Origin of the sequence: Saprospira sp. CCB-QB6, assembly GCF_028464065.1 — a bacterium.
In the GTDB taxonomy this organism is placed as follows: Bacteria; Bacteroidota; Bacteroidia; order Chitinophagales; family Saprospiraceae; genus Saprospira.
In genome coordinates, this window is sequence record NZ_CP116808.1 from 995,840 (window position 1) to 1,008,275 (window position 12,436).

A 12,436-nucleotide genomic window follows, 5' to 3' on the forward strand; every position below is an offset into this window, starting at 1 on the left:
ACTTTCTCATAATACCTTTAGTATGCAGATTTTACTCTATACCTTAATTACGCTTGCTAGCGTCATAGCCATGGAATTTGTGGCCTGGCTGGCCCATAAATATATTATGCACGGCCTCTTATGGATTTGGCACGAAGATCACCATAAACCTCATGAGGTAGAGGGCTTTTTTGAGAAAAACGATCTCTTTTTTTTGGTCTTTGCGGTCCCTAGTGCCTCCTCTTATATTATTGGCTCGGCAGTACCAGGCTATTTCCCCCTCTTTTTTGTGGGCGTAGGCATTTCCATTTATGGGCTGATCTATTTCCTGATCCATGACGTATATATACACCAACGCTTCAAATGGTTTAAACAATTGGATGGCTGGTATTCTAGAGGGATTTTGCGCGCTCATGGTGCTCATCATGCCAAACAAGAAAAAGAGGATGGCGTTTCTTTTGGCCTCTTGCTGGTCCACCCCAAATATTTTCGCAAAAAAAAGAAGTAATATGCCTTGGATAATCTGTTTTCTTATCGCTTTTGGCCTTAGCTTAACAAGCTGTGGCACGGCTGTCAAAGGCCAAGAATCTAGTACCACAGCCAAAGACAGCCTGATTAACCCCAAACTTATTTTTGATGGCTCCCCTATCGAAAAGTCGGAGGAAGAATGGCAAAACCAACTGACCGACTTAGAGTATAAAATCCTTCGCCAAAAAGGGACCGAGCGCGCCTTTACTGGCGCCCTACTCGATAATAAAAAGGAAGGAACCTATTGCTGTAAGGCTTGTGCCCTTCCGCTCTTTAAATCAGCCCATAAGTTTGATTCGGGCTCGGGCTGGCCCAGCTTCTGGGATATTTTCCACCCTAAAAATATTGAGGCCCAAGAAGAATATGGCTGGACGGGCAAGCAAATCGAAATTCATTGTCCCCGCTGCCAAAGCCATTTGGGCCATGTCTTTGACGATGGGCCAGAACCAACTGGCCTGCGCTATTGTATTAACTCGGCCTGCCTGCAGTTTAGTGAAAAGAAATAAGTACAACAAAAAATGCCGCTCCTTTCAGGAGCGGCATTTTTTTATACCTCTATCCTAATATACTCTAAAAAGACAATTTCCTAATCAAACAAAAACTCCTCAAACATACTTTATCAACAACACTTTCATACAAAAGAATACAACTAATATTAAATACAAAGCTACCTTCGCAAAAATCATCAAATCCTTAAATTTTAAATTATGAGATCCTTTTTTTCTATTAACATTTATGTTGTTCGTTCATTATAGCTATGCACAATGGACACTTTTAGGATCCCCTATCAATGGAGATGCTGCAGGAGACAATGGCAATGGCACTGATGCAGGACATGTTCGTGTTTACAAATGGAATGACGCTAGCGCTAACTGGCAACAAGTTGGTAGCGATATTGATGGTGAAGCTGCTTCAGATTTTTCTGGACGCTCGGTTAGCCTTAATTATGATGGAAGCCATGTCGCTATCGGCAGTACTGAAAACGATGATAATGGTAGTGATGCCGGACATGTTCGCGTTTTTGAATGGAGTGGTTCTAGCTGGAGTCAAATTAGTGGTAGCATTGTAGGTGATACTACTAAAGATTTTTCAGGAAACTCTGTTGCCTTAGACTCTTTGGGCACAACAGTAGCCATTTCATCTACAGGAAATGACGCTAACGGCACAGATGCGGGACGTACTCGTGTTTTCCAATACGTTCCAGAACGTCCTAGTGCGACAACTCCCTTGGTAGGAAACAACAACATTAAAATCTATCCCCAACCGGCTACTTCTTTTATCAATATTGAAGCAGAAGGTCTTGAAGCCATTTACCTTTACAACCATTTGGGCCAACTGTTGAAAATGCAAACTTTACAGTCGGCTACTAATGTGTATCAGTTAGAGCTTCAAAATTACCCTGCTGCTGTTTATTATATTACGATCCTAAGCAAAGAGGGTAAATATAGCCAAAAGGTCATTTTGAGATAGTTTTCAAATATTTACTCAAAGTAAGTTCCCCCTTTGTACACCAATTATAGGCAAAGAGTCATCTCCTTTTGGGGTTGGCTCTTTATTTTTTTTATTCAATTAACTATAAATGCAGGCAATAGCATATAAATGTGCTTATATTTGCGTCAAATATCACTTTAAAAAACCACAAGATGAAAAAATCTATTTTTTTACTCGTTTTCATGTTATTTGTTCATTTCAGCTACGCACAATGGGCTACAGTAGGCAGCCCTATTGATGGAGCTGCTGCAAATGATAAAGCTAGTTGGTCACTCAGTCTAAGTGGAGATGGCCAAAAAATGGCTATTGGAGCGCCTTACAATGATGCTTCGGGAGTAGATGCTGGACATGTTCGTGTCTATGAACAAGTCAACGGCAACTGGCAGCAATTAGGCGCCGACATCAATGGTGCCGCAGCTGGAGATTTATCTGGTCGTGCCGTTAGTCTTAGTCAAGACGGACTTCGTCTTGCTATTGGTGCCTCTAATCATAGTTCTAATAGAGGACAAGTACGTATCTTTGAATGGAACGGAACAAGTTGGCAACAAATGGGCCTTGATATTGACGGAGAAAATGGTGCAGACTTTTTTGGCAAATCAGTTTCCTTGAGTCATGATGGAAGCATTCTAGCAGCCTCGGCAACAGGTAATGATGATGCAGGTACAGATGCTGGACACGTTCGCATTTTTGAATGGAACGGGACAAGCTGGCAACAAAAAGGTTCTGATGTAGATGGTGAGGGGAGCAACGCTTATACTGGAAATTCAGTAAGCATTAGTGCTGATGGACTACGCTTTGCCGTTGGAGCAACTGGAAATGATGGCAATGGAATTGATGCCGGACATGTCCGTATTTTCGAGTGGAACGGAACAGACTGGCAACAAATGGGAAGCGATATTGATGGTGAAGCCGCAGGCGATGAATTAGGTTGGTGGGTAAGTCTTAGTGGCAATGGTAATCGACTAGCTGCTGGTGGAACATATAATGATGGCAATGGAACTGATGCTGGACATGCACGCATTTTTGAATGGAACGGGACAAGCTGGCAACAAATGGGAGCCGATATTGACGGCGAAGCAGCCTCAGATTTTTCTGGCCGCTCGGTTAGCCTTAATTATGATGGTAGTCGTGTAGCTGTAGGAAGTACTGGAAATGACGCAAATGGTACTGATGCTGGAGATGTCCGTGTTTTTGAATGGAATGGGACAAGCTGGCAACAATTTGGCCCTGCTATTTTAGGAGAATTTGCAGGTGACTTTGTGGGACATTCTGTTGCTTTAGACTCTGCAGGACAAACACTAGCCATTTCTGCAACAGGAAATGATAATAATGGCAATGAAGCTGGACAAACCCAAGTTTTTCAGACGAGCAATGCTGTAGCAATCACTTCTATACAAAAGAATACTCAGGTTAAGATCTATCCCCAACCGGCTACTTCTTTCATCAATATTGAAGCAGAAGGTCTTGAAGCCATCTACCTTTACAACCATTTGGGCCAACTATTGAAAATGCAAACTTTACAGTCGGCTACTAATGTGTATCAGTTAGAGCTTCAAAATTATCCTGCTGCTGTTTATTATATTACAATCCTAAGCAAAGAGGGTAAATATAGCCAAAAGGTCATTTTGAGATAGAATGATTTTACTATTGAGCCTTAGATGCTTTACAGCATATTTGGTCCTTTAAACTAAAGGGGCTGCTAGTCTTAGACTAGCAGCCCCTTTTTGACAAACGGCCAAAGAAGAGCGCTAAAAAAAGCCCATCGGATGAGCGGCCTAGGGATATGCAGCAGGGCGGCAAAGCCGCAGACCCAGCGGGCAAAGCCCGCGCAGGGCCGAGCAGACCTGCGAGCTGCGCAATGGCCCGACCCAGCCGAAGGCTGGGGCAGCCCCAAAAATTAAATCAATTCATTCATAAAGGCCAGTAAAACATCTTCTCGTTGTTTGGCCGAAAGGACATTGAGCAATTGATTGACGGCGCCCATATCGGCAGGTAGGCCTCCTTCGGCAGACTCTAAGCCCATCAATTCTTGGAATTGGCCCAACATAGCGGGATCAAAATCTTCCATCAAGAGAGCCAACATCGAATGATCGAGGGCAGCCAAAAGCTCATTTTCTTCCACGGGGCTGCTCATTAGCTCGGCTACAGTTTCCTCTAAATCGGTAATAAAGCTTGAAATATGTGGGCAATTAAAATGGCTAATGCTCAAATGAATGGCTGCAGGAGAATGCGGACTCGCCAATTGTACCTGCACATACCAGCCCTTTTCGTTGAGCTGATCGGCCAAATCAAAAATGCTGAGATCCTCATCTTTGCTCGCAAAAGCCAACAAACTCATCTCAGGTTGTCCAATCAATTCTAGGCTAGGCAACTGCTCTAAAGCCGCAATGACAGCATCTCTAGCCGCTTGGCAATCGGCCACGGCCTTTTGGTAGCCCTCTAGGCCCATATATTGAAACATGGCCCAAGCTGCGGCCATAGGCGCCCCTGTCTTACTCGATAAAACGGTGGGATTCACCACTGTATAACCTGGCCATTGCGAGCAACTAAAAATCTGATGTTGACGAAGTTCTTTATTGCGGTACAAAATCGTTGAGCAGCCCTTGGGCACATAGCCAAACTTATGTAAATCGCAAGAAATAGAGGTCACACCAGGCAACTCAAAGCCAAAAGGAGGAACCTCGTGGCCCAACTCCCGCAAGAAAGGCAAATACATACCACCCACGCAAGCATCTACATGCAAAAGCAAATCTTTTTCTAGGGCCAGGGCAGACAGTTCGGCAATCGGGTCCATCACACCATGTGCATAAGAAGGTGCAGAGCCCACCAACAGAATTGTCTTTTCGCTAATGGCCGCCCGCATATCGGCTACCTTTAGGCGCTGCGTTTGCGGGTCTACGGCTATAGATTTAATTCCAATATTTAAGTAATGGGCCGCCTTATAAAAACAGGGATGGGCAGTAGAAGGGACCAAAATTTCAAACTCTTTTTGATCGGGATATTTAGCGCGAGCATAATCTCGGGCCGTTTTCACAGCCAACATAACACTTTCGGTCCCGCCAGAAGTGCAGTTTCCCTTCACCTCCTCATTACCGCCCAACAAAGAAGCTAGCTGTCCAATAATTTGCTGTTCCAAATGCAAAAGCGAAGGAAAAGCCGTGGGGTCCAAGCCATTTTCGGGCAAAAAAGACAGATAAGCCGCTTCGGCTACTGCCTTGGCCGCTGCAGAAGTTTGGTAAATATAGGCAAAGATTTTTCCTGCTTGCCAGGGTAAATCCTGCCCTTTAAAGGCCTTCAATTCGGCTAAAATTTGCTGTTGATCTTGGCCCTTATTCGGTATCTTGTTCATAACTTATAGGATGTAGTGAAAAACTCCTTTAAAATAAACTAAATGTCTGTTCAAAAAAAGTTTTCTATGAATTTCAGTAACTATTTAGCGCAATTGCCTTCTGAAAAAGCCCAAGCGCTTGAAAAACTAGCCGAATTATTAAGGCAGCAACTACCTACTGGCTTTGCAGAGCGCTTTGATGGGCGGATGTTACATTTTGAGGTTCCCTTAAGCAGTTACCCTCAGGGCTATCATGCACAAGCCGGACAGCCCTTGCCCTTCATCAGTTTGGCGGCTCAAAAAAGCCATTTGGCTCTATATCACTTTGGGCTTTATGCCGATGAGGAACTACTCAATTGGTGGACAACAGCCTATACTACAGCCAGTAAATACAAGCTAAATATGGGCAAAAGCTGTATTCGTTGGAAAAAAGCGGAGCATATTCCTTGGTCCTTAGTCGAAGAATTGGCCCAAAAAATGACGCCTTGCAGCTGGATCTCTATTTATGAATCAAAAAAGTAAGCAGCATGGCTATTTTACTCAACGAACTCCTTTTTTTCACGGCTCTTTTGTTCCAAATGCAAAGCCCTGTTTTGGCAGAAGAGGCACTTTTAGAACTCGATTTTAAAAAGCAAAGCTTCAAAATGGAGTTTGTTCATCTTCAATATCCCGAAAATGCAGAGGCAGAAGCCCAAGAATTTGTGGCTCGCCTAGAAAGCAAAGCGCCTTTTCATCATGAGGAATTGGGCCTAAAGATTGAAAAAATTAAGCTCAAGAAAATTCGGGGACAAGCCTTGCTGCGCATTCAGGGCCATTTCGAAAATAAAGAGCGCCTATTAGAAGCTCTGCATTTCCAAGTAGATGAAAATCAACATATTTTATACACCGCTTTAGCCGAAGAGCGGGTAATCCACAGCAATAAGGGCGCCCGCTGCGAGTGGACGCCCAAAGATCGAAAACTTTTTTTACATCTGGGGCGACGCTTAAAACAAAGCTGGGAAAATGAAATAGAAGAGCAATTGGGCCCCTTAGAAGGGCTTGAAAAACTCTACTAATCTTTTAGACGATCTATTTAGGTCGTCTTTTTTTTGGGGCTGCCCCAGCCTACGGCTGGGTCGGGCCATTGCGCAGCTCGCAGGCTTGCTCGGCCCTGCAGCGGCAAAGCCGCTTTGGTCTGCCGCCTTCGGCGGCCCTGCTCCAGCCCCTCAGCCTGCGGCGGCTTTGCCGCCTGTAGGACAGCAGCTACCAGCTATACTTTAAGGCCCAAGAGGTACTATAATAAAACTGAGCTAATGGTACAGGAGGTGCTAGTTCATAATTCAGTTGGGCTCCAAAAGCCAGCGCCCAATGTTTAGCAATCTTCCAGCTCCATTCATTAGAAATAAAAATTCGGGCCTTTTGCCATTCGCTATCAGGTCTTGTTTGTAAGTACAGGACCAGTTGCGTACGTAGTTTGGGACTAAAATCCTCCCAATAACTCAAGTAAAAATTGAGCTTGCCATATTGAGTATAAAAATCACTAATGTCAGCGGGGAGTAAGCTATCCCCTACTGCAGAATAGGTCCATTTTTCTGATTCATACATTCCTCCTAAGCCCAAAAAGAGGTTACTTTTTTCTTTTTGCCAAAGCTTCAGGCGCAGATTTCCGCCCAATAAATAGCGCTCTTGCATTCCCCGAATTTGATCGCCTTGGAATTGGGCAAAAAGCTCATATTGTAGCCCCTCTTCTGGCTCTAAGCGGTAGCGAAAATGCGTATAACCGCTATTCAGTGTATTTTCTCCACCTGATCGGAGCAAACGATAATAGTTGCTATGCATCAAGCGGTGTTGGCCTGAGCGATAGGCCCATTCTGCTTGGCCCGTAAAGCTATAAACGGGTGTATAGTTTCGCTTAGTAATACTTAAACTTCCTTGTCCAAACAGATGAAAGGCTCGGCTAGAGTCTAGTTTTGGCGCCAAAGCATCGGCATTTAAGATTTGAGCCTCTAGCGGCAGGGCCAAAAGCAGCAGCGCAAAGAGCTTAATAGTTTTCAATAAATTCTTTTCTAAATTGACAGTTAATCCAGCTTTCATCAAGTTGAGCACCTAGTTTTTTATAAAAAGCAATAGCGGGCGCATTCCAATCGAGCACCTGCCAGCTCATTCGGCCCACTTTTTTGGTTTTAGCAATTTGCAGGAGTTCATCAAATAGGAGTTGGCCAATGCCTTGACGGCGGCAAGCTTCCTTGACCACCAAATCTTCTAGATAAAGACAGGGCCCCTTCCAGGTAGAATAACTAAAGAAATAAAGCGCCATTCCCAAAATTTGCCCCGCTTCATTTTCGGCGACTAAAAAAGAAAAGTAGGCTTGGGGACCAAAAGCATCTTCTTGCATTTCTTCAATACTAATAGTATGTTCAGCTTCCGCTTGCTCATAAATAGCAAGTTCTCGGACCAAAGCATGAACAGCGGGAATATCTTGGGCGGTACCTAGACGAATTTGAATAGACATAATTTAGAGTTTGTTAAGGTCCATAAAAAAGGGCCCGCTGCAATTGCAGCGGGCCCTTGAAATTAAAGCTTAAAGAAGCAATTATTTACAAAGGTTGAGGTCCATTTCGTCCCACTCTTTGATTTTCTTGCTTGTACGCTTACGTAGTACGTACATTTTCTTTTTCTTCTTATACTTAAGGTCTGTCAATTTCACCTCAGCGTAACGCTTTTTCTCCGCTTTCTTCTTGTGCTGGTAGCGCTGAAGAACGATGATATCGTCCATGTTATCATCTTGGCGAATGTGGTACTCTTTAGTACGAGTTTTACCTTTGCGAGTCACATTCTTCGCACGGTATACATAACCTGTTTTCTTGTTTGCTACAAGGATAGTAGAGTTACGTAGTACACGTGTTTTAAGTACGTAAGTATCTTCGCCAGCAGCTTTAGGCTCTTCGTTCCACTCTCCCAATTTGTAGTTACCTGTAGCAGGAACATCAAATACGATGTAGTCACAGTTGATAGGACCTAGACAAGTCGCTTGCTCATATTTAGAAGTTTGCCACTTGATATAACCTTGCTTGGTCAAGCTACCTGTAAGCAAAACAGGATTATCTTCTGTTACTTTATCGCGGGGAAGCATGATACGCATACCACGGTTAGCATCACCCTCTTGAGCTTCGCCAGCAGAGTTTTTAGCTTTAACGATAACGTTTTTGCTATCATTCATATTAGCATAAGCAGGGAACCAATCTTCAGTAGCGATACCATATTGGAATTGCTCACAGATGTCACAATCAGACTCTTTGTTTGGCTCATCTACAACTTGAACATCCATGTTGGCGATGTCATCGCTGTAAGTACCATCTTTGATTTGAGCAACAGTTCCTTCGCTGCTATAACGAATGTCAGCTGCTTCTAGGTTAGGAGAACGCTCACCACCAAAGGGATCTTCGCTACAGTCTTCTTCACAAGCGCGGGGCTTTAGACAACCACAGTAGCCGTTTACTTCCAATTCAAAGTTATACGTAGAGCAATCACCTTCTTTCACTAGGCTACCACAAGGCTTACCTGTGCTTTTCCAAGTGATTTTTCCACCATTATCTACACCAGTGTAAAGCATAAAGCCGTCAGCATCTTCGCCAACTGCGGGCATTTTCACTTTAATCGTTTTGCCTGCTGTTAGTGCGTTGCCATCTACTTTAGCATCAAGGTAAGCGATAGCGTTAGCGTATAGACGCTTGCCGTTTTCGTCTTCCATTTTGATACCTGCCTGGGCTACTTCACGAGCATTAGACAAGCTTTTGTAAGTGAAAGTAATGTCTTTATTCTTTTTAGGCTTGAATGTTCCTTTTTCTACGAAAAACTCCAAGCAGTCTTTTTGCAAAAGCGTGTCGCGGTCGTCATCTTCCAAAGAGAAAAGGAAATATACACGACGGTTTTCGGCAACACCGCCTTTACCGTACTTAAGATCTTTTTCTCCGTAGAAGAAAAGCTCCATTTTGTCTTCTGGCTCCCCTACTTCTTTGAGGTATTCGAAGGCAGATTCTGCACGGCGCTCAGAGAGGCCCATGTTGTAGTTTTCGGTTCCGATATCACAAGTATAACCTGCGATACGTACACCAAGACGGCGGCCTTTAGTAGCCTCCAAGAAAGAGTCGATCTGCGTTTTACTTTCCTGTTTTAGGATAGCACGATTAAACTCGAAGTAAAGTTCAAAGCTATCTTGCAAGTCTTGGGCAGAGGCCATGCCAAAGCTCAAGAGCATCAATAAGCAGCTTAAATATAACTTCTTCATTTTGACAATTTTTGTATGAAATAAAATGATGGACAACAGTTTTGTATGTTACTTTAACAGTGGGCAAATATAAGAAAACTTGCCGAAAAGCAGGGCTTTAGTCAGATTTCTATATTTAATCTATAAATTTTATCGCTTTGTTAGCACAATCTAAGGACAGAGCGATTTTTGGTTCTACAGGCGGCGGAGCCGCCGCAGGCTGAGGGATGGGCAGCAGGGCCGCCACAGGCGGCAGCCCCAAAGCTTTTGAAGCGCAGCGAAAAAGCTTGCAGGGCCGAGCAGACCTGCGAGCTGCGAGACAGCCCGACCCGAGCGAAGCGAGGGGCAGCCCCAAAAAAATAGAAAAAAACTTTTGCCTTTGCCCTTGATTTTGGATCTTCGTCTTCAACACAAAAAAATCAATCTAAAAATATATTCATGTCTATAAAATCTTTCCTTATTAAGCAGGCGGCTCGTTACATTAGCAAGCAGAAAAATGGGCAAGCGCTCAAGGGCCTGCAATATCAAGAGAAAATCCGGCAGGAATTGGTGGCGGTGGGTCAAACAACGGCTTATGGTAAGGACCATCAATTTAATAAGATTGTGGATTATGCTAGCTTTAAGCAACAGGTTCCTTTGGTCGATTATGAAGCTTTGCGGCCTTATGTGGAGCGCATCAATGCGGGAGAGGAAAATGTGCTTTGGAAGGGGCGGCCCAAATATTATGCAAAGACTTCGGGCACCACTTCGGGAGCCAAATACATTCCCTTGACCAAAGAGAGCATTCCCAATCATTTTGGCACGGCTAGAAATGCCGTCTTTAATTATATTGCTCAGACGGGCAAGGTGGATTTTATGGATGGTAAGATGATCTTTTTGTCGGGCTCTCCAGAGCTAGAAAAAAAGGGAGATATTTTGCTGGGCCGTCTTTCGGGAATTTCCAATCATTTGGTACCCAATTGGGTTAAGGGCAATCAACTGCCTTCTTATGAGACCAACTGTATAGAAGATTGGGAGGAGAAACTGGACCGCATTGTAGAAGAGACGATGCATGCGGATATGCGTTTAATTTCGGGCATTCCGCCTTGGGTACAGATGTATTATGAGCGTTTGTTGGAGCGCACAGGCAAAAAGACTGTTTTAGAGGTCTTTCCCAATCTTTCTATCTTTGTTTATGGGGGAGTCAACTTTGAGCCCTATCGAGAAAAGCTAGAATCTTTGGTGGGGGGGCGGATTCCCTCTGTAGAGACCTATCCCGCTTCGGAGGGCTTCATTGCTTATCAGGACCAACAAGATGCGCCGGGGCTTTTGCTCAATGTCAATTCGGGCATTTTCTTCGAGTTTATTCCTGCCGATCAATACTTTTCTGAACATCCGCCCCGTCTTTCTTTAGCCGAGGTGGAGCTAGGCGTTAACTATGCCTTGGTCCTCAATACAAATGCTGGACTTTGGGGCTACAGCATTGGCGATACCGTCCAATTTATCTCTAAAGATCCTTATCGAATCTTAGTCACGGGTCGCATCAAGCATTATATTTCGGCCTTTGGAGAGCATGTAATTGGCAAAGAAGTGGAACAAGCGCTTTTAGAGGCCCTAGAAGTAGAGCCCGCCAAGGTAGTGGAGTTTTCGGTAGCCCCACAGGTAACTCCTCCAGAAGGCGGCAAGCCTTATCACGAATGGTGGATTGCTTTTGATCAGTTGCCACAAAACTTAGAGCTACTGGCCGAGCGGCTCGATTTAGCCATGCGCAAGCAAAATATCTATTATGAGGATTTGGTTCGAGATAAAATCTTGCAGCCACTCAAAATTCGCCCTGTTCCAGCCGATGCCTTTAGACAATATATGAAGTCAATTGGTAAATTGGGTGGACAAAATAAGGTCCCTCGCCTATCCGATGACCGCAAAATTGCCGATAAGCTCCGAGAGCTTTTCCCTTCAGCTTAAGACAATAAAAAAGGCCAGCGAAATTCGCTGGCCTTTTTCGTTGGGCTCCTCTCCCCTATTTCTTAGGCTGAGGCGCACTTTTGTTGGTCGATACATTTTTCTTTCCCAACTTATGGTATTTCATCACAGCCTCACGAAGCTCCTGAAGCGTTACCCCTTCTTTAGTACCTCGCACTCCCACAATCTGTGGGTTAAGTCGCGTTTTTTCATCATAAATTTTATACTTGATGATGGTAATGGCCTGCATAACCGACTGAATAGAAGCTCCACTGATCTCACTAGGCAAGGGAATTACCGAAGTAATTTCTGGATCGTGCAAACCAATTGCTTCTACCCGAACAGAACCATACACCTTTTTGTCTGTGGCCGCCATACCAATACTAAAGATATCACTCAAGTTGATGTCCTTGGCTCGAGAAGATATATTTAAAATGACTCGAAAACCAACACCAGCCGCCGCTTCTCCAGCTACGTCTCCCTCTTTTTTCACCTCTAAGGTGGCAAATTTAAGGTAATCCATGGTCACGATATATTGCATACCTTTATTCGACACCCGACCAGGAATAAAACTCATTTTCCCTGCTGGATCTACCTCAGCAACCGATACCAAAACCGTCTCATTGGTTAAATATTCCAATAATTCACGCTTGTTCATGCTCTTGATGTACTTCACATCCACATTGCCCTCATTATCGGCTACCTCTACATTATCATAAAACTCAATGGGCTCTACCGGAATAAATTCACTGTACTGCAAAGAGTTGGTCCCATTTGCCTTCTCTTTTTGTGCAAATAATCCGCCGCCTGCCAAAAGCAGCAATACGAAACAAGTCAACGTTCTCATAGTGTTTTTTTTTGTATCGGCCTGGCTGAACCAATAGCCGCAAAATGAAATATAATTCTTCAATCTTGGGGAGTTA

The 12,436-nt window shown here is 44.0% G+C and carries 12 protein-coding genes; 7 read left to right on the forward strand and 5 right to left on the reverse strand.

Features of this window, described 5'->3' with window-relative positions; translation table 11 throughout:
* The first annotated feature begins 22 nt into the window (after positions 1–22).
* From PPO43_RS03750 to PPO43_RS03765, 4 genes are all read left to right on the forward strand, one after another.
* Positions 23–487 (forward strand): sterol desaturase family protein, encoded by a 465-nt coding sequence (locus PPO43_RS03750; RefSeq protein ID WP_272620468.1) that lies wholly within the window; start codon positions 23–25, stop codon positions 485–487.
* Between the two features lie 139 nt (positions 488–626).
* Positions 627–1,013, forward strand: coding sequence for a peptide-methionine (R)-S-oxide reductase MsrB (gene msrB / locus PPO43_RS03755; RefSeq protein ID WP_442985438.1), 387 nt, complete (start codon positions 627–629; stop codon positions 1,011–1,013).
* 229 nt (positions 1,014–1,242) lie between these two features.
* The gene (locus tag PPO43_RS03760) at positions 1,243–1,977 is read left to right on the forward strand and encodes a T9SS type A sorting domain-containing protein (protein WP_272620470.1); all 735 of its coding nucleotides are present in this window, start codon (positions 1,243–1,245) and stop codon (positions 1,975–1,977) included.
* Positions 1,978–2,150: 173 nt separating this feature from the next.
* Entirely contained in the window at positions 2,151–3,632 is a 1,482-nt protein-coding gene (locus PPO43_RS03765; protein ID WP_272620471.1) for a T9SS type A sorting domain-containing protein, read from the forward strand.
* Between the two features lie 263 nt (positions 3,633–3,895).
* Here the strand turns inward: PPO43_RS03765 and PPO43_RS03770 are convergent, their stop codons facing one another.
* Positions 3,896–5,347: a pyridoxal phosphate-dependent decarboxylase family protein gene (locus tag PPO43_RS03770; RefSeq protein WP_272620472.1), complete on the reverse strand. Its 1,452-nt coding sequence runs from the start codon at positions 5,345–5,347 to the stop codon at positions 3,896–3,898.
* Positions 5,348–5,413: 66 nt separating this feature from the next.
* Between PPO43_RS03770 and PPO43_RS03775 the strand changes: the two genes are divergently transcribed.
* Complete coding sequence (locus PPO43_RS03775) at positions 5,414–5,848, forward strand: DUF1801 domain-containing protein (protein WP_272620473.1); 435 nt, start codon at positions 5,414–5,416, stop codon at positions 5,846–5,848.
* 5 nt (positions 5,849–5,853) lie between these two features.
* Positions 5,854–6,381 (forward strand): hypothetical protein, encoded by a 528-nt coding sequence (locus PPO43_RS03780; protein ID WP_272620474.1) that lies wholly within the window; start codon positions 5,854–5,856, stop codon positions 6,379–6,381.
* 187 nt (positions 6,382–6,568) lie between these two features.
* Here PPO43_RS03780 and PPO43_RS03785 read toward each other — a convergent pair whose 3' ends face one another.
* The 3 genes from PPO43_RS03785 to PPO43_RS03795 form a co-directional block, all read right to left on the reverse strand.
* Positions 6,569–7,360, reverse strand: coding sequence for a DUF481 domain-containing protein (locus PPO43_RS03785; RefSeq protein ID WP_272620475.1), 792 nt, complete (start codon positions 7,358–7,360; stop codon positions 6,569–6,571).
* Complete coding sequence (locus PPO43_RS03790) at positions 7,347–7,817, reverse strand: GNAT family N-acetyltransferase (RefSeq protein WP_272620476.1); 471 nt, start codon at positions 7,815–7,817, stop codon at positions 7,347–7,349. Before PPO43_RS03790 ends, PPO43_RS03785 begins: the two co-directional genes overlap by 14 nt.
* An 81-nt stretch (positions 7,818–7,898) precedes the next feature.
* Complete coding sequence (locus PPO43_RS03795) at positions 7,899–9,593, reverse strand: OmpA family protein (RefSeq protein WP_272620477.1); 1,695 nt, start codon at positions 9,591–9,593, stop codon at positions 7,899–7,901.
* Between the two features lie 417 nt (positions 9,594–10,010).
* Here PPO43_RS03795 and PPO43_RS03800 point away from each other — a divergent pair, with 417 nt between their 5' ends.
* Positions 10,011–11,516, forward strand: a complete 1,506-nt coding sequence (locus PPO43_RS03800) for a GH3 auxin-responsive promoter family protein (RefSeq protein ID WP_272620478.1) — start codon at positions 10,011–10,013, stop codon at positions 11,514–11,516.
* Positions 11,517–11,571: 55 nt separating this feature from the next.
* Here the strand turns inward: PPO43_RS03800 and PPO43_RS03805 are convergent, their stop codons facing one another.
* Positions 11,572–12,360, reverse strand: a complete 789-nt coding sequence (locus PPO43_RS03805) for a hypothetical protein (protein WP_272620479.1) — start codon at positions 12,358–12,360, stop codon at positions 11,572–11,574.
* Between the last annotated feature and the right edge of the window lie 76 nt (positions 12,361–12,436).